Genomic DNA, 22,370 nt, shown 5'->3' on the forward strand with positions numbered 1-22,370 from the left:
CGCGCGCCTAGAACTTCGCGCGGACGCCGAAGTAGTAGCGCGAGCCGAAGGTCTCGTTGCCGATCTGGCGGGCGTCGGCGTTGTATTCCTGGCGGACCTCGTCGGTCAGGTTCACGCCCTCGACGAAGACGGTGATCTTGTCGTTGACGTTGTAGCTGGCCGAGGCGTCGAGGGTGCCGAACGCCTTGTTGAATTCCGGCCAGTTGCCGCGGCCGACCGGGGTGATCAGCCAGTCACTGCGCCAGTTGTAGGACGCGCGGGCGCTGACCTTCTCGTTCTCGTAGTAGAGCGAGACGTTGTAGCTCTTACGCGACAGGCCCGGGAACGGCAGGATCTCCTTGGTGACGAGGTTCTCGCCCTTGTAGCCCTTGTCCTTCTGGTAGGTGAAGTTGGCCAGGACGCCGAAGCCCTGGAACGGCGCGGGCAGGAAGTCGAAGGCGTACTGGCCGCCGATCTCCAGGCCGTTGATCGTCACCTGGTCGTTGCCGTTGACCGGCGTGGTGATAACGTAGTTCTCGCCTTCCACGTCCTCCTGGACGGCCTGGTTGACGATGAACGACGAGATCTCCTTGCGGAAGTAGGTCGCCGAAATGAAGCTGTCGCGGCTGAAGTACCATTCCAGCCCGGCGTCGTAGGCGGTGGCCTCGAACGGCTGCAGGTCCGGGTTGCCGCGCGAGCCGGTCAGGCTGTTGCGGTCGATCGAGCGGCGCAGGGCCAGTTGCGACGGTGCGGCGCGGGCCATCACCTTGCTGGCGGCGGCGCGGCCGATCAGCTTGCCGGGGATGAACTCGGCGCGGATGTTCAGCGACGGCAGGGTCTTGGTGTAGCCGCCCTCGGCCTCGCCCTTCACGAAATTGACGATCTCGTTGGGCGTCGTTCCGGTCTGGACGCGGTTGTAGCCGGTCGACAGGGTCTTGGTGTCGACGACCCGCACGCCCAGCGTACCGCTGATCGGCACCGGCAGTTCCTGGAAGTCGAAGCTGGCCTGGACGTAGCCGCTCTTGGTCTTCTCCTCGACCGACCAGGTGTCCAGGAAGTTCTGATAGCTGCCGGGATTGCCGTAGACCTCGGCCGTGTTGCGGTTCGGATTGACCGCGAACACGTCGTCGTTGCGACCGGCCGTGGCCAGGATCGCCGCATAGGTGGCCATGGTGTTGTCGTTCCATTGGCGCACGCCGCCGGAATAGCCCAGGTCGCCGGTGTGGAAGAACGGGATGTTCTGCACCGTCGAGTTGATGTTGACGATGTCCGCCAGCGTCGAGCAGGAGGCGGCCACGGCGTTGATGGCGTTGCTGCTGGCGTCGTTGCGGCAGTTCAGGCGCGTGGTGCGCTGGTAGAGAACCTGGTCGGTCTCGAACTGGCGCGCCTGGAAGCCGGCCTTGATCGCCGTCAGCCAGGAGATGTTCGGCTTGTAGGTGACGTTGACCTGCTGGGCGGTCTCTTCGGCCGAGTTGTTGCGCGGGTTGAACACGGCGTCGAGGCGCTGGACGTTCTGGCCGGAAGTCACGTCGAGGCCGGGGAACGAGAAGTTCGGCGAGCCCTTGCCGCCCTTGTAGTCGACGATCACGCGCGGCAGGCCGAAGGCCACGGCGGTGGCGTTGATCTCGTTGTTCTGAACCTCGGCGTTCGAGTAGTCGAAGCGCGCGTCGAAGATCCAGTTCTCCAGCTTCCATTCGCCGCCGACGGCGGTCGTGTACTGGGTGCGCTCCAGGTTGCCCAGGATGTTGCGATAGGTCAGGTCGATGGGGAAGCTGGTGCTGCTGACCAGTTCGATGTGGTCGACGGTGTTGCCGTCGGCGCCGAGGGTGGTCTTGCTGTAGTCGATGAGGCCGCTGGTGCCCGACAGCTGCAGGAAGGAGCTGTTCACCTCTTCCCGGGCCGTGGCGTAGGTGGCGTCGAAATAGGCCTTGAAGTTATCGGTCGGACGCCATTCGACGACGCTGCTCAGCGCCTTCCGCTCGGTCTCGCGGCGGTCGATGATCAGGCGGGGGATATCGGGAATGTAGTCGGCCTTGCCGTCGCCGTTGATGTCGGTGGGACGCCCCGGCGAGCCGTCGGTGGGCTTGGTTCCGGCCCGCGTCGTCCAGCCCGTGGTGCGGGCGTTGTTGCTGTTGAGGTGACGGTTCTCCCAGGTGCCGGAGACCAGCACGCCCAGGGTGTCGTTGAAGAAGGTGCGGCTGCCGATCAGCGCCAGCTTGGGGTCGTACTCCTTGGCCAGGTTCGAGTAGACGCCCTGGATCGAGCCGGCGACGAAGGGCTTCTTGCTGTCGAACGGACGGCGGGTGATGACCCGCACGGTGCCGCCGATGCCGCCCTCGGCCATGTCGGCCGTCGGCGACTTGACCACGTCCAGGCGCGAGACGAACTCGACGGGGATGTCGCGGAAGTCGACCGCGCGGTCGGTGCCGCCCACGGTCAGCGACAGGGCCGACGAGCCGTTGATCTCGACGCGGTTGAGGCTGGGATCGGCGCCGCGGATGCTGACGCCCCGGCCCTCGCCGTCCTGGCGGCTGATCTGCACGCCGGTCACCCGTTGCAGGGCTTCGGAGAGGTTCTTGTCGGGGAAGTCGCCGATGTCCTCGGCGGAGATGCTGTCGACCACCTGGAGGGAGTTGCGCTTGACGTCCATGGCGCTGCGCAGCGAGGCGCGGATGCCGGTGACGACGATTTCCTCGACGGCGTCGGGCTCGACGGTCTGGCCCGCGGCGGGCGCGGCCTGGGCATGGGCGATGGCGGGGGCCGAAAGCAGGACGGCCGCGACGGCGAGGCGCGAGGCGCTGGCGCGCAGATGGGCGCTGATGGGGGTCTTCATGGTTTCCTCTCCAGTTGCGACTTGCCGTTGCTCAGGGTCGGGGGATGACGCCAAGGTCGACAAATTTCATATTATGGGATAGATTCCCTATAATCGGGACGATAACCGCTAATTCGCACCAATGTCGAGCGCCACACAGTGTTTCGACGCGGAAATGGCTCTGACCGTGTCCCGGCGGCGACGCCCGGCACGGTTCGTTGACAAAGCCCCGCCCGGTCGCAATGATCCCAATAATTAGAAAATCATTTTAATATGTGGGAGTTGACGCCGATGAATCCGCTTTTGGGCGTTTTCTTCCATTGGCTCGGCGGCCTGGCCTCGGCCAGCTTCTATGTGCCCTTCCGTGGCGTGCGGCGCTGGTCGTGGGAGATCTACTGGCTGACCGGAGGCGTGTTCTCCTGGCTGCTCGCCCCCTGGTTCTTCGCCTCGCTGCAGACCCGCGACCTTCTGGGCGTCATGGGCCAGGTTCCCCCGCACATCGCCGGCCTCTGCATCCTGTTCGGCGTGCTCTGGGGCTTCGGCGGCCTGACCTACGGCCTGACGATGCGGTATCTGGGCCTGTCGCTGGGCATGGCCGTGGTGCTGGGCCTGTGCACCGTGTTCGGCACGCTGATCCCGCCGCTGGTGCGCGGAACCTTCGCCGACGCCCTGCTCACCTCGACCTCGGGCCGGATCATCCTGCTGGGCCTGCTGATGACCGTCGCCGGCATCGTCGTGGTGGCCTGGGCCGGCGCCAAGAAGGACGGCGACCTGTCGCCCGAGGAAAAGCGCGCGGCCGTCGCCGAGTTCGACTTCAGGAAGGGCCTGGCCGTGGCGATCTTCTCGGGGATCATGTCGGCCTGCTTCGCCTTCGGCCTGGCCGCCGGCGAACCGATCAAGGCGATCTCGGCGGCGGCCGGCACCGGCCCGCTGTGGACAGGCCTGCCGGTGCTGTGCCTGGTGATGTTCGGCGGCCTGATCACCAACGGCGTCTGGTGCGCCTTCCTGATCGCCAGGAACCGCAGCTCCGGCCAGTGGATCGGCCGCGCCTCGTCCGGCAAGGAGGCCGCCGACAAGCCGCCGCTGCTGGCCAACTACCTGCTGAGCGCCCTGGCCGGCGTGGCCTGGTACTTCCAGTTCTTCTTCTACACCATGGGCGAGAGCCAGATGGGCAAGTTCGGCTTCTCCAGCTGGACCCTGCACATGGCCAGCATCATCATTTTCGGCACGCTCTGGGGCTTCGCCTTCAAGGAGTGGAAGGACGCCCGCCCGGCCGTGCGCAACATGGTCTGGGCCGGCGTGGCCCTGCTGGTGGGCGCCACCGTGGTGATCGGCTACGGCAACATGCTGGGGGCGTAAGGCCCCCTTCCCTCACGTCTCGATGGCCCTCACGTCTCGATCGGCAGGAACGGCTTGGTGTTGGGATAGATCAGCTCGACCGGCGGCTCGCCCTCGCCCGGCTTCTTCATGCCGTAGCCGTTGACCGGCTGCGAGCGGTTGATCCAGGCAGTGTAATAGAGGTGGTCCGATCTGGGATCGTCCGTGTTCGGATGCAGAAGGATCGTCAGGCCCAGGCTGTTGAGCTGCAGCCAGGGCAGGATCACGTGCAGCAGGTCGTTGGTGAAGCCGAAATAGAACGACGGCGTCACGTGCGGGCCGCGCGGGGTCAGGTTCCAGTCGCCCAGTTCGACCACGAAGCGCTCGGACACCAAGCGGCGCAGCAGGGCCGCCTTCTGCGAGGTGTCCTCGTCGAAATAGACGTGGGCGTGATAGCTCTTGATGTCGGTATAGGCGCGCGGGCGCTCGGGCAGCGGCGCCTCGCCGGGCCGGATCGAGACCGGTTGCGGCGTGGCCTGCTTCCAGGTGTCGTAACCCCACGGGCTCTTGCCGCCGGCCGGCGCACGCGGCTGCCGCGCGGGCGGCGGCACCTGGGAGCCCTCCTGCGCCTTGGCCGCCCCGGGTGCGACGACGCCGGTCGCCGCGGCCGTGACGCCGCCGGCCAGCAGCAGGTCGCGGCGCTGGATCTCCGGTTCGCCGCGAACGGCGGCGTGGGCGGAAGGGGTCGGATCACTCATCGGAGACTCGCACGAACGAAGCTTGGCCTGCGCCCATCAGGCCTCCCGGCGCGCCCAGCCACAATTCAGATCAATTCAATAGGAATTCAGAAAAGCTGACGGTTGCTTGACCCGGCTTGCCGTTACGCACGAGTTTGCGCCCGCCCGTTCGACCTTTCAGGACCGCCCGTGCCCGTAAGCTTGCTCCTCCCCGCCGCGCCGTCCACGACTTCATTCCGGGAGCCGGGCGCGTGACGAGGCTGAGGCGGCGGGGTCTGGCCTCGATCAATGCCGAGGTTCGTGACGGCATCCTGCCCGCCGCCGACGGCGTCACCCGCGCTCCCGCCGCGCCCGAGACTGATACGGCCGGGCGGCCGCCCTATCGCCTGGTCGCCGTCATCATCGCCTGCGCGCTGTTCATGGAGCAGATGGACGCCACGGTGCTGGCCACAGCCCTGCCGACCATGGCGCGCGATTTCGGCGTGCCGGCCACCAGCCTGAGTTCGGCCCTCACCGCCTACCTGCTGGCGCTGGCGATCTTCATTCCGGCCAGCGGACGCCTTGCCGACCGCTTCGGCTCCAAGACCGTGTTCCGCCTGGCCATCGCCGTGTTCGTCGGCGGATCGGTGCTGTGCGGACAGGCGACCAGCCTGCCCTTCCTGATCTTCGCCCGCTTTCTGCAAGGCGTGGGCGGGGCGATGATGATCCCGATCGGACGCCTGGTTCTGCTGCGCTCGGTGGCCAAGCAGGACATGGTCTCGGCGATGTCGTGGCTGATCATTCCGGCCCTGATCGGCCCGATCCTGGGGCCGCCGATCGGCGGCTTCATCGTCACCTATCTGGACTGGCGCTGGATCTTCTACCTGAACATCCCGATCGGCGTGCTGGGCATCGTGCTGGTCACCCTGTTCATCGACGAGGTGCGCGGCGAGGCGCCCGTGCGGGCCGATCCTGTCGGCTTCCTGCTGTCGGGCGTGTCGCTGGGCTGCCTGCTGTTCGGCTTCGAGATGACCAGCCGTGACGGCGAGCTGCCCATGGCGCTGGCGTTGATCGCCGTCGGCCTGGTCGCGGGCGGGCTCTACCTCCGCCACGCCAAGCGAAGGGCCGACCCGATCCTGGACCTGTCGCTGATGGCCGTGCCGTCGTTTCGGCTGTCGGTGATCGGCGGTTCGCTGACCCGCATCACCCAGGGCGCCCAACCCTTCCTGCTGCCGCTGATGCTGCAGCTGGGCTTTGGCATGACGGCGGCGGCCAGCGGCACGATCACCATCGCCGGCGCCATCGGCTCGCTGGCGATGAAGAGCCTGGCGCCGCGCATCCTGCGCCGGTTCGGATTTCGCAACAGCATGATCGTCGGCGGCCTGGCGGCCAGCGCCGGCTACGCGGTCTGCGGCCTGTTCCGGCCAGGCTGGCCGACCTGGCTGATCTTCCTGACGCTGATGGTCAGCGGCTTCTGCATGTCGTTCCAGTTCACCGCCTACAACACCATCGCCTATGACGAGATCCCGCCCGAACGGATGAGCGCGGCGACCAGCTTCTACGCCACCTTCCAGCAGCTGATGCTGTCGCTGGGGGTCTGCGCCGGGGCCCTGGCGCTGCACGTGGGCATGCTGGGCGGCGGCCACGCCTCGCCAAGGCTGGCGGACTTCACCCTGGCCTTCCTGATCGTCACCGCGATCTCGGCCTCGGCGACGATCTGGAACCGGCGGTTCGCGCCGGACGCCGGCGCCGACCTTTCGGGCCGGCGCCGGGACGAGGACTAGCCGCAGGCCTGGCAGGCGGCCTCCGGCGCGGCGCGCGAGGAGGTCCGGCGCACCGCCAGCACCAGGACCACCCCGGCCAGGGCGGCGCTGACGGCGTAGCCTGGGGCGCTGAGCGGGCCCAGGCGGTCGACCAGAACGCCGCCCAGCACCGCGCCAAGGGCGATGGCCACCTGGAAGGTCGAGGTCAGCAGGCCGCCGGCCAGTTCGGCCTGATCGGTGGCCGCCGAGGTCGCCCAGGCCTGGAAGCCGACGGGCAGCATGGCGAAGGCGAAACCCCATACGGTGAGCGCCAGGGCCGCGACCCAGCCGACGCTTCCCAGGGCGACGATGGCCGTGGCGGCGAGCGCGATCAGGCCCGCCCCGCCCAGCACCGACAGGCGCGGATCGCGGCCGACCAGCGCCCCGCCGGCCAGGTTGCCGAAGAAGCCGGCGACGCCGAAGGCCAGCAGGCTGAGCGAGATCGCCGCGACGTCCAGGCCCGCCACCTGCTCCAGCACCGGACGCACATAGGTGAAGCCGGCGAAGTGGCCCGAAATGACCAGCAGCACGCCGACCAGGGCGGCGGCCACGGCCGGGCGCCGCGCCACCTCCACCAGGCCGCCGAGGCGCGGGACCGACGTCGGGGCCAGTCGCGGCAGGGTGAAGGCCTGGGCCGCCAGGGCCGCGAGCCCGACGACACCGGCGATGACGAAGGCCGCACGCCAGCCCAGTGTGTCGCTGACATAGGCGCCGACGGGCGCGGCCGAGACGGTGGCCACCGACACGCCGGTGAAGATCAGCGACATCGCCTTGGGGATCGCCGCCTTGGGCACCAGCCGCATGCCAAGCGCCGCGGCCATCGACCAGAAGCCGCCCAGGCTGGCGCCCAGCAGCACCCGCGCGACCAGCAGCACCGGCAGGTTGGTCGCGAAGATGGTCAGCAGGTTCGACACCGCCAGGACGACCATCAGGCCCAGCATCACCAGCCGGCGGTCGAAGCGGCCCGTCAGCACCGGCGTCAGCGGCGCCGCGAACGCGCCGACCACGGCCGTGGCCGTCACCGCCTGCCCCGCCGCCCCGACGCTGACCCCGAGATCGGCGGCCAGTGGCGTCAGCACGCTGGCAGGCAGGAACTCCGACGTCACCAGGGCGAAGACGCCCATCGTCAGGGCGATCACGCCCGGCCAGAGGGCGGGCGGCTCGGCCTCCGTCGCCGCCTCGCCGTCGTCGACGCGTTCGGCCAATCTCGTACTTTGCATGCTGTCCTCCACCCTCGCAGGTGGGAGCGCCCCGACCTGGATTGGCGGGTTAGGTAAGACCGGAACCTGACCTTCGCCGCGAAACGGGCGGCTAGAAATTCACGACGGAGCCGCAGAACTTTTCCCACCGGCCCGAGCCGCACGGAAACCCGAACCTTTCCAGCAGCTTGAGGCAGCCTTGAGAGGCGCCGATCAGGGTGTTGAGGCTTTCTCGTTTGGCGATCGGCCGGAATCCGGCCTCGCGCCGGTCCGACCATCTGGACGCCGCTCGCGGGAGGGCGTTGAATCCTCCGCGCTCGCCATGCGTTGGATGTTCGGAGGAAACGCCATGTTCGAGACCCGCACCTTCCGCGTCCACGCCCTGCACGACGGTTGCGACCACGCCCACGGCGTCGACGCCGAGACCTTCGAGGAGGCCGCCGTGGCCTTCATGGAGGCCTGGCATCCGGAGGTGGATTCCTACGGCCAGGCCGCCATCGTGGTCCGCGACGTCGAGACCGGCGTCGAGCACTGTTTCCGCGTCGACTTCGAAAGCGGCGAGACCTCGGCCTGCCAGTAGAACCTGCGCCGCGGGCCCGCGCGTTCGACCGTCATGGAGATGTTCATGACCGACCCGATCGCGCCGCCGCACCCCGATCCGGCGCCAGGCAAGCCGCCGCTCGAGATCCCGCCTGACGGGCCGCCGCCGGAGATCGATGATCCGGTCGTTCCCTTCGAGGAGCCGAAGTCGCCGCCCGTCGATCCCGACGAGCAGCGCCCCTACGACACGCCCCTGCAGTAGACCGGCTTAGTCGGTCTCGTCCTTGGCGTCGGGCGCTGCGCTCCAGTCGTAGTCCTGGCCAAGGACGCGCTTGCTGAACCAGTCCATCTGCACGTTCACCTGGAACAGGCGGTGGCGCAGTTCGCGGAAGTTATGCGGCTCGCGCGGGGCCAGATAGAGCTCGGTCTCGACGCCGAGCGCCTTGAGCGCCCGGTGCAGCATGACCGACTGGGTCCAGGGCACGCGCTCGTCCTCGGCACCCGCCAGGATCAGGGTCGGCGTACTGACCTTGTCGAGCTGGCTGAGCGGAGAATTGTCGACATAGAGGTCGCGGCGGGCCGTCGAACCGTAGGGCGGCGTCACGAACCATTCGCTGCGCTGCCAACGGGTGTCAGACGTCAGGTACATCGACGGCCAGTCGACCGCGCCGGCGCCCGAGGACGCGGCCTTGAAGCGATCGGTGACGGTGATCAGGCGGTTGGTCATGTGTCCGCCGGCGCTCCAGCCCATGACCCCCAGCTTGTCCGGGTCGACCAGGCCCTTGGCGATCAGGTTGTCGATGCCCGACAGCACATCCTTGTCGGCGTGGCGGAAGTAGCCGGCGTTCATGCCCTGCAGGAACTCATCGCCATAGCCGGTGCCGCCCCGGTAGTTGACGCTGAGCGTCATCACGCCCTTGGCCGCCAGCAGCGGGTTGAAGCGGCCATAGGCGAAGACGTTGAACACGTCCGACGAGCGCGGACCGCCGTGGCTCTGGACGATCAGCGGATAGCGGCGCCCCGGCTGCCAGTCGAGCGGATAGGTGACGAGGCCTTCCAGCGCCTGACCATCGGGGGCCGTCCACTGGATCGCCTCCTGGCGCGGCAGGCGAAAGCGCGTCGCAATGTCGTCGTTGAGGTGGGTCACCTGCGTCGCCGCGGGCCGCGCGGGATCCAGGCGGAACACCTCTCCGGGCGAGGTCGCCGAGGCCTTGAAGAACACCAGGGTCTTGCCGTCGCGGGTCAGGGTGACGTCGCCGGCGGCGTGATCGCCCCGGGCCAGCGGCCGCACGGCCTGGCTGTTCACATCGACGGCGAACAGTTCGCGGCGAACGCCGGTGGTGGCGGTGATATAGATCTCCCGGCCGTCGGCCGACCAGACGGCGTCCTCGATCTCGTAGGGCAGTCCGTGGGCCAGCTCGCGCGGCGCCCCGCCGGCGGTCGACGCCACGAAGAGGTTCGGATTGACCGTGCCGTAGCGGCCGTTTTCGGCCGTGGCCAGGAACAGCACCGAGCGACCATCCGGCGACAGGCGGGGCGTGCTTTCCTGGAAGTCGTTATCGGTCAGGCGGCGATCGGCGCTCTTCCCTTCCTTGAGCCACAGCTCGGACTTGGGATTATCGTCCAGCAGGTCGGACGGCGCGCGGCGATAGAGGATGGTCTTGCCGTCGGTCGACAGGTCGAAGGCCTCGACCTCGAACTCGCCCTCGACGACGGGTTCGGCCTTGCCGTCGGCCAGGGTGATGCGCCACAGCCGGCCACGGCCTTGCGGCGTCTCGAACGACAGCATGTCGTCCTTCTCGCGCTTGCGCTTGGCCAGGGTCTTGCCGTCGGGCGCGGCCGCCAGGAAGTAGATCGCAGAGCCGTCGGCCGACCAGCGCAGCGACGACGGGCTGGTGCGGAGCTTGCCCAGGCGGCGCGGCTCGCCGCCGTCGATGGCCGAGATATAGATCTGCCGGCCGCTGTCGCCGTCGCGCCGGGCGACGAAGGCGAACGACTTGCCGTCGGGCGCCCAGGCCGCGCCCGAGGCCGGCCCCTCGACCATGCGGCGGGGATCCGAGCCGTCGAGGCCGATCCGCCAGAGATCGTCCTGCACGGCGTTGGCCTTCCAGTCGACGCGGCCGACCGAATAGAGGACGAACCGGCCGTCGGGCGAGACCTTGGGGTCGGAGAGCTTCTCAAGGCCCACCAGGTCCACGGCGGTCATGGTGCGAGGGGCCGACCAGGCCGACGGCGCGGCGAGCGCGAGCAGGCCTCCGGCGGCCAGGGCCGCCAGGCGTGAAAGGGTCATGGGAAGCTCCGGAAAAGAAGGATCGCCGGCGCCCGAAGGCGCCGGCGAAAGACGTCAGAACGCCAGTTGCAGGCCCAGGGTGAAGGACCGGCCGGTGACGCCGTAGACGGCGCTGTAGTTGTAGTCGTTGCCCGACTCCGTGCCGCTGGGCAGGAACGGACCTTCGTTGTCGAACACGTTCCGCACGGTGCCGAACACGCGCAGTTCCTTGTTCTTCGGGTCCGGATAGAACCGCACCGACAGGTCGTGGCGCCAGAAGGCGTCGACGTTCAGGAACAGCGGGTTGGTCACGCCCCGCGCGGCGAAGTCGGCCGCCAGGTCGTTGTCGTCCACGGCCTCGCCGATGTAGTTGGCCGTCCACTGCAGGTTCCAGTGGCGGTTGCGCCAGGCCAGGCTGGCCTTGCCCTCGTGCTCGGAGGTGCCGACTTCGCCCAGATCGTCGGCGATCGTCGTACCGTTGATGCCCGAGTAGCGGGTCTCCAGCTTCAGGCGACGGCTGTAGTTGGCGCGGAAGGTGAAGTCACCCGGCACGTTCCAGCGATCGAGGTCGAAGCGGTAGCGCAGGGCCACGTCGACGCCGCTGGCGCGCAGATCGTCCAGGTTTTCCTCGAGGTTCAGGATCTTGGTGATCTGGCCCTCGGCGTCACGGGTGATGACGTTGCAGAAGCGGTTGTCGGTGCCGCCGGTCGAGCCGTAGCACTCGGCCATCAGCTGGGCGTTCGACAGCGACGAGATCGCGTCGGTCACCTTGATGTCGTAGTAGTCGACGCTGAGGTCGAAGCCGCGCAGGAAGGTCGGCTGCAGGACGAAGCCCACCGTCAGGGTGTCGGCGGTTTCTTCCTTCAGATCGATATTGCCGCCGTTGGGGGCGTTGACGCTGGTGACCTCGGACACGAACGCGCCGTTGGCGGCGATGGCCGCGGCGATGCCCGCGTTGGAGCGGCAGTTCTGCGCGACCTGGCCGGTCGTGCTGGCCGTCACGCCCGAGCAGATGTCGACGATCGAGTCGTAGTCGTCGCGGGGCGGCGAATAGAGCTCGGTGGTGTCGGGGGCCCGCTGGGCGCGGCTCCAGGCCGACCGGAAGCGCAGGCTCTTGACCGGCGCCCACTGCACGCCGGCGCGATAGCTGAGCGTGGTGCCGACGTTCTGGAGATTGTAGTCGGCCACGCGGACGGCGCCGTCGATTTCCAGGCGGTAGGCGAACGGCAGGTCCTTCAGCAGAGGCGCGGAGGCTTCGACGAAGGCTTCCTTGGTCTTCACCACCCCGCTGTATTCGGGGATGTAGGCGAAGTTGGTCAGGCCGTTCTGGGTCAGCTCGTCGGTGGTCGTGCGGGTCTTGTCACGACGCAGTTCGAAGCCGAAGGCCGTCTGGATCGGACCGGCCGGCAGCTGGAACAGCTCGCCGGTCATGTGGCCCTCTACGGTGTCCTGGCGGTTCTGCGGGCGATACCAGACGTTGGCCCGGATGTAGTCGGCCATTTCCGGGGTGATCGAGCCGATGCCGAACAGGTTCAGCGCCACGCAGCCGTCGGCGCGGGCCGCGGCGTCCCTGCACTGGACCACGCCGGCCGAGGTGCGCTCGGCGTTGAGGGCGTTCTTGACGTTGGCCATGTTCAGGCCGTTGCGGCGCACCTGATAGCCGTCGTACTCGCCGTAGCCGTAGGTCAGGCCCCAGTCCCAGTCGCCGAACGCCTTGCCCTCGGCGCCGGCCCAGCCGCGCAGGGTGGTGCGGCGGTTGTAGATCTCGAGCTCGCCCACCTCGGTCATGCGGCGGCGGAAGCTGATCGACGAGGTCGAGGCCGAATAGATCTGGGCCGGCACGAACGGGTTGGCCCGCGCGATGTTGCCGATCGAGAACTCGTCGTTCACGCCGTAGGTGGTCGAATTGTAGAGGCCGTAGGGCTCGCGGACCGAGTTGGTGGTCACGCGCGAAGCCTGGAACTGGCCCCAGATCTTCAGGCTGGAATTGACGTCGTAGACGATCTTCAGGGCGCCGGACGAACGCTTGGCCGGCGTGATCAGCGTGCCGTTGGTGCGGGTCTCGTAGCCGTTCTGGGCGGTGACGAAGTTCTGCTTCAGGCCGCCTTCGTCATAGTAGAAGCTGGTGCTGCGGAAGCGGCCGCCGGGCGTGTAGGTCGACAGGTCCGGACCCGACACGGTGTTGGTCGCCGGATCGTAGACGACCGACTGCAGCGCCCACTTGCGATCGGTGGCGTTCAGGGCGTCCTGCTTCTCATAGGTCGCGCCGGCCATGACGTAGAGGCGGTTGTCGAAGAAGCGCTTGCCCGCGCCCACCGAGTATTCGGTGCTGCTGCCGCCGCCGTCGTCGGTCACGCCGGCCACCACGCGGGCCTTCACGCCGTCGAGCTTGGTGGTGGTGATGATGTTGACGACGCCGGAGATGGCGTCCGAGCCGTAGACGGCCGAGGCGCCGCCGGTGCTGATCTCGACGCGGTCGACGAAGAACTGCGGGACGGAGCTGAGGCTGACCGCGTTCATGTTGCCGGCGTTGGACACCGTGCGGTGGCCGTCGATCAGGGTCAGGGTGCGGTTCTGGCCCAGGCTGCGCAGGCTGACGGTCGACAGGCCGTTGTCCTGCACGGCCGACTGGCTGGTCGACAGGTTGACGCCGATGTCGACGCCCGGCAGGTCGGTCAGGGCTTCGGCGATATCGACATAGCCGCTTTCCAGCAGGTCTTCGCGCTCGATCTCGACGACGGGCGACGGGCTGTCGAAGGTGGTGCGACGCAGGCGCGAGCCGGTCACCACAACTTCTTCAACCTCGACAGCAGGGCTTTGATCTACGGCCTGGAACGAGGCCGGCTGCAGCGTCGCGGCCTGGGTCGCGCCCGGCGCGCGAACGATCAGGGCGCCGGCGCCGTCCTCGACGACGTCCAGGCCGGCCGAACCGGCCATGCGGCGCGCGGCTTCCAGCGGCGTGTACTTGCCGACCACGGCGGCCGAGCGGCGGCCGGCGACCGTCTTGGGCGAGAACAGGATGTTGGTCCCCGTCTCCTTGCCCAGTTCGCGCAGCGCCTTGTCCAGCGACTGCGCCTGGACGTCCACCGTCACGGTCTGGGCCATGGCCGCCCCGGCCGCCAGCAGAACGCCCACGGCCGCCGATCCGGCCAGCATCCGGCGCAGGCCGTCTTTCCCCATCGTCATGAAATTCTAGTCCCCTCTCGGCCCGACGTTTTCGGGCTTAAGAGGCCTGACGACGGAGGTCGATTTTTCCTCAGCAACTTTTTTCGAGCGATCGCGACGACCGGTTCATGCCCCGGTGCGCGGCTCGATCAGCAGGCCGGCGCCGTTGGCGCGGACATCCAGGTCGAGCAGCGTGGCGACCGAACGGGCGAAGGCCTCGTTGTCGCCGGCCTTGTAGACGCCGCTGATCCGCAGGCTCTCCAGGGCAGGATCCGACAGGACGATGCGCCGGCGGCTGTAGCGGTTCATCTCCGCCAGGGCCTCGGCCAGGGTCTGGTCGTCGAACACCGCCTGGCCGAAGCGCCAAGCCGTGGCCGACTGCACGTCGGCGGTCTCGCGACGCGCGGGCCCTTGCCCGGTCGCGACCACGCGCTGGCCGGCAGAGGCGGCGATGCGCCCCGACGGCTGGCCCGGCGTCATCACCAGAACCTGCCCCTCGACCGCGACCACCGACACCGTCTGCGACAGCACCGAAACCCCGAAGGCGTCGCCGCCGTCGCCGACGATCTCGCGCCCCTCGGCGGCCACGACGAACGGCCTGGCCGGATCGCGGGCGGCGCGGAAGAAGGCCCTGCCCTTGTCGAGCCCCGCCCGCCGCTGGCGGCCGTCGATGCGCACGCTCAGCCGGCTGTCGGCGTCGAGCAGCACCGATGAGCCGTCGTCGAGGTGAAGCGTTCGGGTCTCGCCCACGCCCGTGGCGTAGACCTCCGGCGCCAGGGCCAGCCAGCCCAGGCCGACCGCCGAGACGCCGACGCCGGCCAGCACCGCGCGCCGGGCCAGGCGCGCCGGCTGACGCGGCCTGCTGGCGGCGATGTGCGGATCGTGACGCAGGGCGCCCGCCAACTCCCAGGTGGAGGTCAGGGCGTCGAAAGTGGTGCGATGGTCCTCGGAGCGCTCAAGCCAGGCCTTGAAGCCGGCTTCATCGCCCGGCGTGCGCGCGTCGCTGCGCAGGCGCGCGAGCCAGTCGGCCGCTTGCCGGCGAACGGCTTCCAGATCGCGCTCGGGCTTCACCACTTCTCGGTCCATTTCGTCAGGAAGAGGGCCGCCTTGGCCACGTGCTTCTCCACCGCGCTGACCGTGATGCCCAGCCGTTCGGCGATCTCCCGATACTTCAGCCCATCCAGCCGGTGAAGCAAAAAGACTTCCCGTGTTCGCGGACTGAGGCGCGCCAACCCCAGCTTGAGCCGATCCAGGCGCTCGCGCGCGCGCAGGACCTCGTCCTGCAACGGCCCGGCGTCGGCCAGGGCCTCTTCCACGAAATCGAGAGCTTCCTCGGGGCGGCGGGCGCGCTGGCGGCGCTCGTCGATCGCCAGGTTGACCGCGGCGCGGGCGACGAACCCTTCCGGATTGCTGAGCGTGTTGGCGCGCCGGTACTCCAGCATCCGCACCATCGCCGATTGCACGACGTCCTCGGCGCCCGAAGGATCACGGGTGATCCGCGTGATCCGGCGCACGAGCCCGCGCCACCCCTCGTCCTTCAAAACCGCTCGCCTCTGCCCGCCCTCGGTGGCGCGCTTCTTCTTTCCCGGCGCGCCGTGCCGTCAACGCCCTAGCTCTGCAAGCGGACGCGTCGCGCGTCAACTGCCCGTCGGGCAGGCGCCCAAATCGCCAGGAAAGACAGCGCGTTGACACGGCGCAACCCCAGATGAGAGCCCTTTTGCATTGCAACGCTCGCGAGCCGGAGCCAACCTCGACGCCCAGCCAGTGAGGAGTTCGCCGATGACCCACCCCGTCCGCTCGATCCTGGTGGCCACCGACCTCACCTCCCGCAGCGACCGCGCCGTCGATCGCGCCCTGGAACTGGGCCGCGAGTGGAACGCCGACGTGCATGTGGTGCACGCCATCGAACGCGACGCGCCGACCACCGCGCTGGACGTGCGCCGCGTGCTGCCCGATCCCGGCGCCAAGGCCAGCGTCAGCCTGCCTTACGGCCCAGCCCCCAAGGCCATCACCGACACGGCGCGGGAGATGGGCAGCGACCTGCTGGTCACCGGAGTCGCCCGCTACAACGACCTTGGCGACTACCTCCTGGGAACGGCGGTTGACCATGTGGTGCGCAACGCCTCGGCCCCCGTGCTGGTGGTCAAGCAGCGGCCGCACGGGCCCTACCGGCGCCTGCTGATCGGGTCGGACTTCTCGAAGGGCGCCAAGGCCGCCCTGCTGGGCGCGGCGGCCCTGTTTCCGGAGGCCAAGCTGCACCTCGTCCACGCCTATCACGTGCCGTTCGAGAGCCGGATCAAGTCGGAAGACGTTCGCGATCTGGCGCGTGCGGAAGCGCAACGGAAGCTGGACGCCCTGCTTGCCGATCCGGACCTGCCCGAGACCGTCCGCGCCAGGATCACGCCGCACCTGGAGCCGGGAGAAGCCGGCGCGGTGCTGGACGAGGTGGCCCGCCAGGTGTGGCCCGGCCTGGTGGTGATCGGCGCGCGCGGGATCAGCGGCTTCGTCCAGGCGGCGATCGGCAGCGTCGCCTCGACGCTGCTGCAGCGGATCGGGGTCGACACCCTGGTGATCAAGGAAGACTAGCCCTCCTCCGAGCCCTTCTCGCGCGCGAACTCGGTCCGGTCGCGGAACAGGGCCGCGCGTCCGAGCAGGATCAGGGTGACCGGCGTGGTCACCGTCAGGAAGACGCCGATCAGCAGCTCACGCGGCATGAACCGGCCCTCGACCAGCGTGAAGAACAGGATCGAGGCGGCGACGATCAACGCCATGCCCAAGGTCGCCCCCAGGGTCGGGGCGTGCACCCGCTCGTAGAAGGTCTTGAAGCTGCACAGGCCGACGGCTCCGAGGAACGACAGCGCCGCTCCGGCCACGGCCAGCAGGCCCACCGTCACGCAGGCCCAGGCGGGAAGGTCCGCGACGCTCATTCGATCACCTCGCCGCGCATCAGGAACTTGGCCAGGGCCACCGTGGCGGCGAAGCCCAGCATGCCGATGATCAGCGCCGCGTAGAAGTAGATCGAGCCCCCCGTGCGCACGCCGAACACCAGCAGCAGAAGCATGCCGTTGAGATAGAGGGTGTCGAGGCCCAGAACGCGGTCCTGGGCGCGGGGGCCGCGCACCGCGCGCCAGGCGGCCAGCGCCATGGCCGCGACGAGCAGCGCCTGGGCGGCGGTCAGGCACCAGAACAGGATCGCCTGGCTCATTCGAAGATCTCCATCAGGCGGCGCTCGTAGCGGTCCTTGATCAGGCGGATCCACTCGTCCTCCTCGACCAGGTCCAGCACGTGCAGCAGCAGGCGGCCGGTGGCGCTGTCGTACTCGACCCACAGCGTGCCGGGCGTCGCGGTCAGGATCACCGCCAGCACCGCCAGGGCGTAGCGATCCTTCAGATCCAGCGGCACGTGGATGAAGCCCGAGCGGCGCTCGTGGCGTCGCCGCCCCAGGATGATCGCCGCCACCGCCCAGTTGGAGCGCAGCACGTCGACCACGACGCAGCCGGCGAGGGAGACGATGGCCCCCGGCGAGCGGATGCGGATGGTCTGGGCGTCCAGCGCCCGCATCACCTGGGGCGTGGCCAGCGCCAGGACGGCCGCGAGCGCGAGCGCCGGCGGCTCGACCGAGCCGCTCATCAGCAGCGACGTGACGAACAGGCCCAGCGCCAGAAGCGGATGGGGAAGAAGCGCGCGGATCATGGCGTGGCCCCCAGCACGGCGCGGATATAGGCGTCGGGACGGCCCAGCCATTCGGCGGTGTGCTCGGCGAAGCCCAGGCCCGCGCCGCCGAACAGCGCCAGCAGCACGCAGGCCGCCAGCAGGCCGCCCATGCCGGCCAGTTCGGCCGCGCCGACCACCAGTTCGGGCGCATCCTCGTCACGCGCCCACAGAGCGCCGACGCCCAGGCGGGTCAGTCCGATCAGACCGCCGAGACTGGACAGCGACAGGCCGACGATCACGGCGATGCTGGCGGGTGCGAGCGAGCGGGCCAGAGCGTCCAGCATGGCCAGCTTGCCGATGAAGCCCGACAGCGGCGGCAGGCCGGCGATCATCAGGGTGCAGATCAGGAACGCGCCGCCGAGGGCGGCGACGGCGGCGGGGATGACGAGACCCGGCTCGTTGCGCTCGTCGTCGTCGAACGGGTCGCGGTACTCGTCGTCGAACACCGCCCGCTCGCGCTGGGCGCCGGAATCGACGCCCCGCTGCAGCACCTCGGCCAGCAGGAACATCGCGCCGCAGGCCAGGGTCGAGCCGATCAGGTAGAACAGCGCTCCGCCCAGCACGGCCTTGTCGCCCACGCCCGCCACGGCCAGGATCGTCCCGGACGAGACCATCACGGCATAGGCGCCGGCGCGCGACAGGTCGCGGGAGGCGATCAGGCCCAGGGTCCCGAACGCCAGGGTCGCCAGGCCCATGACCAGCAGCCACGACTGGCCGAAATGCGCCGAGGCCCCCGCGTCGTCGCCGAAGGCCAGCAGGCTGAGCCGCAGCACGACATAGACCCCGACCTTGGACAGGATGGCGAAGGCCGCGGCCGACGGCGCGCTGGCGGCGGTGTAGGTCGGCGCCAGCCAGAAGCCCAGCGGCCAGGCGGCGCACTTGATCAGAAAGGCCGTGCCCAGGATGGCCGCGCCGACGTGCAGCAGGCCGCGGTCGTCGGGCGCGATCGTCCGAACCTTCAGGGCGAACTCGGCCATGTTCAGCGTGCCGGTGACGCCATAGAGCAGCGACACACCGATCAGGAACAACAGCGAGGCCGTCAGGTTGATGGCGATGTAGGTCAGGCCCGCCCGGATTCGCGCCTCGCCCGAGCCGTGCAATGCCAGGCCGTACGAGGCCGCCAGCATGATCTCGAAGAAGACGAACAGGTTGAACAGGTCGCCAGTCAGGAAAGCGCCGTTGACGCCCATGATCAGGAACAGGAACAGGGCGTGGAAGCGCGGTCCGGCCCGGTCCCAGCGGGCCAGGGCGAAGGCCAGGACCCCCGCGCCCAGCACGCTGGTCAGCGCCACCATCATCGCCGACAGCCGGTCGGCCACCAGCACGATGCCGAACGGCGCGTTCCAGCCGCCGAGCCGATAGACGCGGGCGGTGTCGCCGCCGTCGGCCGCGCCGGTCATGCTTTCGTGCAGCAGGGCCAGGGCGACCAGCAGGATGGCGGCCATGGCGGTCAGGCTGATGATGCTCTTGAGCCGCCGGCGGCGCTCGTCGAACAGCAGCATGGCCGAGGCCATGACCATCGGCAGCAGGATCGGCAGCAGGATCAGGTGATGGTCCCAGAGGCTCATTCGGCAGGCTCCCGTCCATCGACGTGGTCGCTGCCGGTCGCCCCGCGCGAGGCCAGCAGCACCACCAGGAACAGGGCCGTCAAAGCAAAGCTGATGACGATGGCGGTCAGCACCAGCGCCTGGGGCGTCGGGTCGGCGTACAGCTCCGGCCGCTCGGCGCCCTTGGCTGTGATCGGCGGCGTGCCCGAGCGCAGGCGCCCCATCGAGAAGATGAACAGGTTCACCGCGTAGGACAGCAGCGACAGTCCCATGATCACCTGGAAGGTGCGGGGCCGCAGCAGCAGCCAGGTCCCGGCGGCGGACAGAACGCCGATGGCGGCCGCGAGCACGAACTCGGTCATGCGCCCTCCTCCGCTTGCTCGTTTTCGGCGTCGTCCTTGGCGCGGCGCAGCGACTGGTGGGCCAGGGCCACCAGCATCAGCACCGTGGCGCCGACCACCAGCAGCACGACGCCCAGGTCGAAGATCACGGCGCTGGCCAGGGGCACGCGGCCCAGCAGCGGCAGTTCGACATACTTGAAGGCCGAGGTCAGGAACGGCCGGTTGAACCCGATCGCGACAAGGCCGCAGCCGGCTGCGATCGTCAGCCCCCAGCCGATCCAGAGGATGGGCCGCAGCAGCAGCCGCTCCTCCACCCAGCGCGCGCCGTTGGCCATGTACTGCAGCAGCACGGCGATCGACAGCGCCACCCCGGCCGCGAAGCCGCCGCCCGGCAGGTCGTGGCCGCGCAGGAAGAGGTGCACCGCCAGCACGATGACGAACGGGAACATCCAGCGCATGACCACACGCGGGATCAGCATGGTGTCGCGCACGGCGTCGCCCGCCTTGCGGCCTTCGGCGACGGGGCCGGTACGCTCACGGGCCTGCTTCTGGTTGGGCGCGGGCAAGCTGTCGCTGGCCGGCCGGAAGCGGCGCAGCAGCGCCAGGACGGTCAGGCCGACGATGCCCAGCACCGTGATCTCGCCGAAGGTGTCGAAGGCGCGGAAGTCGACCAGGATCACGTTGACGACGTTGCGCCCGCCGCCCTCGCTATAGGCGCGCTCGACGAAGAAGCGGGATATGCCCTCGACCATCGGCCGGGTCATGACGGCGTAGGAGACGAAGGCCAGGGCCAGGCCGACGACGGCGGCCACGACCAGATCGACACGCCGGCGGCGACGCGAGCGCGCGAGCTCCACCTGCGAGGCCTGGATGTCCTCGCGCCGCTTGGGCAGCCAGCGCAGGCCCAGCAGCAGCAGCACGGTGGTGACCACCTCGACCAGCAGCTGGGTCAGGGCAAGGTCCGGCGCCGACAGCCAGACGAAGGTGATGCAGCTGACGAGACCCGCCCCGCCCATCAGCACCACCGCGGCCAGGCGGTGATACTTGGCCTGCCAGGCCGCCGCGATCGCGCAGCCGCCCCCGGTCAGCCACAGCCCCGCGAACACGAACTCGGCCGCGCCGGGCGCCGACCAGGACGGCCGGATCGCCACGCCCCCCGCGAAGGCCGCCGCCGCGCCGGCGGCCAGGGCGGCCAGGACGACCAGGCGCAGCTGCGGCTGCATCCGCTCGGTTCCCAGGCGGCTTTCGACCCAGCGCGCGCCCTTGACGATACCCGTCATGGCCTTCTCGAAGAGATAGCCGCCGTTGAGGCGCTTGAGCCCCCAGGGTCCGCCGCGCGGATTGGTGTTCAGCTTCCGGCCGAAGATCGCGTAGGCGGCCACGCCGCCGGCCAGGGCCAGCACGCTGAGCAGCAGCGGCATGTTGAAGCCGTGCCAGAGCGCCAGGCTGTAATAGGGCAGATCGTCGAAGCCAAGCACGGCGACAGCGGCGCTGCGCAGGAACGGCCCGACGGTCAGGGCCGGCAGCACGCCGACCAGCAGGCACAGAGCGACCAGGATTTCGACCGGGCGGCGCATCCAGGCCGGCGGCTCGTGCGGGACCTTGTCCAGGGCCGTCGGCGGCGGGCCAAAGAAGGTCGCCAGGATGAAGCGCAGCGAATAGAGCACGCCGAACGCGCTGGCCAAGGTCGCCAGCACCGGCAGGGCGGCGTTCAGGGCGTGGCCGTCGCTGCCGGCCACCACCTCGGCCAGGAACATCTCCTTGGACAGGAAGCCGTTCAGCAGCGGCACCCCGGCCATGGCTGCTGCGGCGACGATGGCCAGCGTGCCGGTGATCGGCATGAACCTGTAGAGGCCGCTGAGCTTGCGCATGTCGCGCGTGCCGGCCTCGTGGTCGATGATCCCGGCGGCCATGAACAGCGACGCCTTGAAGGTGGCGTGGTTGACCGTATGGAAGATCGCCGCGATCGCGCCGAGCGGCGAGCCCAGGCCCAGCAGCAGCACGATCAGTCCCAGGTGGCTGATGGTCGAGTAGGCCAGGAGGCCCTTGAGGTCGTGCTGGAAGATGGCGCACCAGGCGCCGATCAGCAGCGTCGCCACCCCGGCGCCGGCGACGACGAAGTACCAGAGCTCGGTCTGGCCGAAGATCGGCCACATGCGCAGCAGCAGGAAGATCCCCGCCTTCACCATCGTCGCCGAGTGCAGATAGGCGCTGACCGGCGTCGGCGCGGCCATGGCGCGCGGCAGCCAGAAATGGAACGGGAACTGGGCGCTCTTGGTCAGGGCCCCCATCAGCACCAGCGCCAGGGCCGGAACCGATCGCGGATCGGCCAGGATGACGCTCTTGGCGGCCAGCACGTCGTCGAGATCGTAGCTGCCGGAGATCGAGCCGATCAGGATCATGCCGACCAGCAGGCACAGTCCGCCCAGCGCCGTGACCGTCAGGGCCATGCGCGCGCCTTCGCGGGCTGAGGGATTCTGGTGCCAGTAGCCGATCAGCAGGAAGGAAAAGAGGCTGGTCAGCTCCCAGAAGACCGCCAGCTGGATTAGGTTGCCCGACAGCACCACGCCCTGCATCGCGCCCATGAAGGCCAACAGGAACGAGAAGAACCGGGGCACCGGATCCTTCGGCGACATGTAGTAGCGGGCGTAGAGCACCACCAAGGCGCCGATCCCCAGGATCAGGGCGCAGAAGATCCACGACAGGCCGTCCAGCCGCAGGATCAGGCTGACGCCCAGCGACGGCAGCCAGGGAATCGCCAGCCGCAGCACCTCTCCATCCGCGAACATCGGCCAGAGCGCCGCCAGACTCACCAGGGAGACCAGCGAAACCAGCCAGGACAGGATGGCCGCCGAGGTGCGCGCATGGCGCGGAAGGCCGGCGGCCACGGCCGCGCCCAGGAACGGCGCGGCCAGGATCACGAGAAGGAGCAGGTTGGAAGACAAAACGGTTGGGGGCCTCCTGCCACG

The 22,370-nt window shown here is 69.1% G+C and carries 18 protein-coding genes; 5 read left to right on the top strand and 13 right to left on the bottom strand.

Annotation, left to right across the window (positions count from 1 at the left end; all coding sequences use genetic code 11):
- Positions 1-7 precede the first annotated feature (7 nt).
- The gene (locus G5B46_RS04310; RefSeq protein WP_165256364.1) at positions 8-2,812 is read right to left on the bottom strand and encodes a TonB-dependent receptor; all 2,805 of its coding nucleotides are present in this window, start codon (positions 2,810-2,812) and stop codon (positions 8-10) included.
- Positions 2,813-3,082: 270 nt separating this feature from the next.
- Here G5B46_RS04310 and rhaT point away from each other — a divergent pair, with 270 nt between their 5' ends.
- The gene (gene rhaT / locus G5B46_RS04315) at positions 3,083-4,150 is read left to right on the top strand and encodes an L-rhamnose/proton symporter RhaT (RefSeq protein ID WP_240903300.1); all 1,068 of its coding nucleotides are present in this window, start codon (positions 3,083-3,085) and stop codon (positions 4,148-4,150) included.
- A gap of 29 nt (positions 4,151-4,179) precedes the next feature.
- Here rhaT and G5B46_RS04320 read toward each other — a convergent pair whose 3' ends face one another.
- Positions 4,180-4,866, bottom strand: a complete 687-nt coding sequence (locus tag G5B46_RS04320; RefSeq protein ID WP_165256366.1) for a DOPA 4,5-dioxygenase family protein — start codon at positions 4,864-4,866, stop codon at positions 4,180-4,182.
- A 230-nt stretch (positions 4,867-5,096) separates the two neighbouring features.
- Here G5B46_RS04320 and G5B46_RS04325 point away from each other — a divergent pair, with 230 nt between their 5' ends.
- The gene (locus tag G5B46_RS04325; protein ID WP_205691445.1) at positions 5,097-6,608 is read left to right on the top strand and encodes a DHA2 family efflux MFS transporter permease subunit; all 1,512 of its coding nucleotides are present in this window, start codon (positions 5,097-5,099) and stop codon (positions 6,606-6,608) included.
- On the opposite strand, the gene G5B46_RS04330 is transcribed toward G5B46_RS04325, so the two are convergent.
- Entirely contained in the window at positions 6,605-7,846 is a 1,242-nt protein-coding gene (locus G5B46_RS04330; protein WP_165256368.1) for an MFS transporter, read from the bottom strand. The two genes, G5B46_RS04325 and G5B46_RS04330, sit on opposite strands and share 4 nt — an antisense overlap.
- A gap of 328 nt (positions 7,847-8,174) precedes the next feature.
- Here G5B46_RS04330 and G5B46_RS04335 point away from each other — a divergent pair, with 328 nt between their 5' ends.
- Positions 8,175-8,405 carry a DUF5961 family protein gene (locus tag G5B46_RS04335; RefSeq protein ID WP_165256370.1) on the top strand — a complete coding sequence of 77 codons (231 nt, stop codon included), beginning with the start codon at positions 8,175-8,177 and terminating at the stop codon, positions 8,403-8,405.
- 45 nt (positions 8,406-8,450) lie between these two features.
- Complete coding sequence (locus G5B46_RS04340; protein WP_165256372.1) at positions 8,451-8,627, top strand: hypothetical protein; 177 nt, start codon at positions 8,451-8,453, stop codon at positions 8,625-8,627.
- A gap of 6 nt (positions 8,628-8,633) precedes the next feature.
- Here G5B46_RS04340 and G5B46_RS04345 read toward each other — a convergent pair whose 3' ends face one another.
- From G5B46_RS04345 to G5B46_RS04360, 4 genes are all read right to left on the bottom strand, one after another.
- Positions 8,634-10,655 (bottom strand): S9 family peptidase, encoded by a 2,022-nt coding sequence (locus G5B46_RS04345; RefSeq protein WP_165256374.1) that lies wholly within the window; start codon positions 10,653-10,655, stop codon positions 8,634-8,636.
- Positions 10,656-10,709: 54 nt separating this feature from the next.
- Complete coding sequence (locus G5B46_RS04350; protein WP_165256376.1) at positions 10,710-13,820, bottom strand: TonB-dependent receptor; 3,111 nt, start codon at positions 13,818-13,820, stop codon at positions 10,710-10,712.
- A 105-nt stretch (positions 13,821-13,925) separates the two neighbouring features.
- The gene (locus G5B46_RS04355; RefSeq protein ID WP_165256378.1) at positions 13,926-14,873 is read right to left on the bottom strand and encodes a FecR domain-containing protein; all 948 of its coding nucleotides are present in this window, start codon (positions 14,871-14,873) and stop codon (positions 13,926-13,928) included.
- The gene (locus G5B46_RS04360; protein WP_165256380.1) at positions 14,867-15,340 is read right to left on the bottom strand and encodes a sigma-70 family RNA polymerase sigma factor; all 474 of its coding nucleotides are present in this window, start codon (positions 15,338-15,340) and stop codon (positions 14,867-14,869) included. Before G5B46_RS04360 ends, G5B46_RS04355 begins: the two co-directional genes overlap by 7 nt.
- Positions 15,341-15,578: 238 nt before the next feature.
- On the opposite strand from G5B46_RS04360, the gene G5B46_RS04365 reads away from it, so the two are divergent.
- Entirely contained in the window at positions 15,579-16,385 is an 807-nt protein-coding gene (locus G5B46_RS04365) for a universal stress protein (protein WP_165256382.1), read from the top strand.
- On the opposite strand, the gene mnhG is transcribed toward G5B46_RS04365, so the two are convergent.
- From mnhG to G5B46_RS04395, 6 genes are read right to left on the bottom strand one after another with little or no spacing between them, the layout of a single operon-like run.
- Positions 16,382-16,726 (bottom strand): monovalent cation/H(+) antiporter subunit G, encoded by a 345-nt coding sequence (gene mnhG / locus G5B46_RS04370; protein ID WP_165256384.1) that lies wholly within the window; start codon positions 16,724-16,726, stop codon positions 16,382-16,384. The two genes, G5B46_RS04365 and mnhG, sit on opposite strands and share 4 nt — an antisense overlap.
- Positions 16,723-17,004: a K+/H+ antiporter subunit F gene (locus G5B46_RS04375; RefSeq protein WP_165256386.1), complete on the bottom strand. Its 282-nt coding sequence runs from the start codon at positions 17,002-17,004 to the stop codon at positions 16,723-16,725. The genes mnhG and G5B46_RS04375 overlap by 4 nt, the downstream gene beginning before the upstream one ends.
- On the bottom strand, positions 17,001-17,492 hold the full coding sequence (locus G5B46_RS04380; protein ID WP_165256388.1) for a Na+/H+ antiporter subunit E: 492 nt from the start codon (positions 17,490-17,492) through the stop codon (positions 17,001-17,003). Before G5B46_RS04380 ends, G5B46_RS04375 begins: the two co-directional genes overlap by 4 nt.
- Positions 17,489-19,081 (bottom strand): monovalent cation/H+ antiporter subunit D, encoded by a 1,593-nt coding sequence (locus G5B46_RS04385; RefSeq protein WP_165256390.1) that lies wholly within the window; start codon positions 19,079-19,081, stop codon positions 17,489-17,491. Before G5B46_RS04385 ends, G5B46_RS04380 begins: the two co-directional genes overlap by 4 nt.
- Positions 19,078-19,422, bottom strand: coding sequence for a Na+/H+ antiporter subunit C (locus G5B46_RS04390; protein WP_165256392.1), 345 nt, complete (start codon positions 19,420-19,422; stop codon positions 19,078-19,080). The genes G5B46_RS04385 and G5B46_RS04390 overlap by 4 nt, the downstream gene beginning before the upstream one ends.
- A complete protein-coding gene (locus G5B46_RS04395) occupies positions 19,419-22,346 on the bottom strand; it encodes a monovalent cation/H+ antiporter subunit A (RefSeq protein ID WP_165256394.1) in 2,928 nt (975 codons plus the stop codon). Before G5B46_RS04395 ends, G5B46_RS04390 begins: the two co-directional genes overlap by 4 nt.
- Positions 22,347-22,370 lie beyond the last annotated feature (24 nt).

It is taken from the genome of Caulobacter sp. 602-2 (genome assembly GCF_011043625.1).
In the GTDB taxonomy this organism is placed as follows: domain Bacteria; phylum Pseudomonadota; class Alphaproteobacteria; order Caulobacterales; family Caulobacteraceae; genus Caulobacter.

What these genes read in the sequence shown, in the direction of transcription:
- G5B46_RS04310 (WP_165256364.1), bottom strand. Translation starts at nt 2,812, where the DNA reads ATGAAGACCCCCATCAGCGCCCATCTGCGCGCCAGCGCCTCGCGCCTC.
- rhaT (WP_240903300.1), top strand. Translation starts at nt 3,083, where the DNA reads ATGAATCCGCTTTTGGGCGTTTTCTTCCATTGGCTCGGCGGCCTGGCC.
- G5B46_RS04320 (WP_165256366.1), bottom strand. Translation starts at nt 4,866, where the DNA reads ATGAGTGATCCGACCCCTTCCGCCCACGCCGCCGTTCGCGGCGAACCG.
- G5B46_RS04330 (WP_165256368.1), bottom strand. Translation starts at nt 7,846, where the DNA reads ATGCAAAGTACGAGATTGGCCGAACGCGTCGACGACGGCGAGGCGGCG.
- G5B46_RS04335 (WP_165256370.1), top strand. Translation starts at nt 8,175, where the DNA reads ATGTTCGAGACCCGCACCTTCCGCGTCCACGCCCTGCACGACGGTTGC.
- G5B46_RS04340 (WP_165256372.1), top strand. Translation starts at nt 8,451, where the DNA reads ATGACCGACCCGATCGCGCCGCCGCACCCCGATCCGGCGCCAGGCAAG.
- G5B46_RS04345 (WP_165256374.1), bottom strand. Translation starts at nt 10,655, where the DNA reads ATGACCCTTTCACGCCTGGCGGCCCTGGCCGCCGGAGGCCTGCTCGCG.
- G5B46_RS04350 (WP_165256376.1), bottom strand. Translation starts at nt 13,820, where the DNA reads ATGACGATGGGGAAAGACGGCCTGCGCCGGATGCTGGCCGGATCGGCG.
- G5B46_RS04365 (WP_165256382.1), top strand. Translation starts at nt 15,579, where the DNA reads ATGACCCACCCCGTCCGCTCGATCCTGGTGGCCACCGACCTCACCTCC.
- mnhG (WP_165256384.1), bottom strand. Translation starts at nt 16,726, where the DNA reads ATGAGCGTCGCGGACCTTCCCGCCTGGGCCTGCGTGACGGTGGGCCTG.
- G5B46_RS04375 (WP_165256386.1), bottom strand. Translation starts at nt 17,004, where the DNA reads ATGAGCCAGGCGATCCTGTTCTGGTGCCTGACCGCCGCCCAGGCGCTG.
- G5B46_RS04380 (WP_165256388.1), bottom strand. Translation starts at nt 17,492, where the DNA reads ATGATCCGCGCGCTTCTTCCCCATCCGCTTCTGGCGCTGGGCCTGTTC.
- G5B46_RS04385 (WP_165256390.1), bottom strand. Translation starts at nt 19,081, where the DNA reads ATGAGCCTCTGGGACCATCACCTGATCCTGCTGCCGATCCTGCTGCCG.
- G5B46_RS04390 (WP_165256392.1), bottom strand. Translation starts at nt 19,422, where the DNA reads ATGACCGAGTTCGTGCTCGCGGCCGCCATCGGCGTTCTGTCCGCCGCC.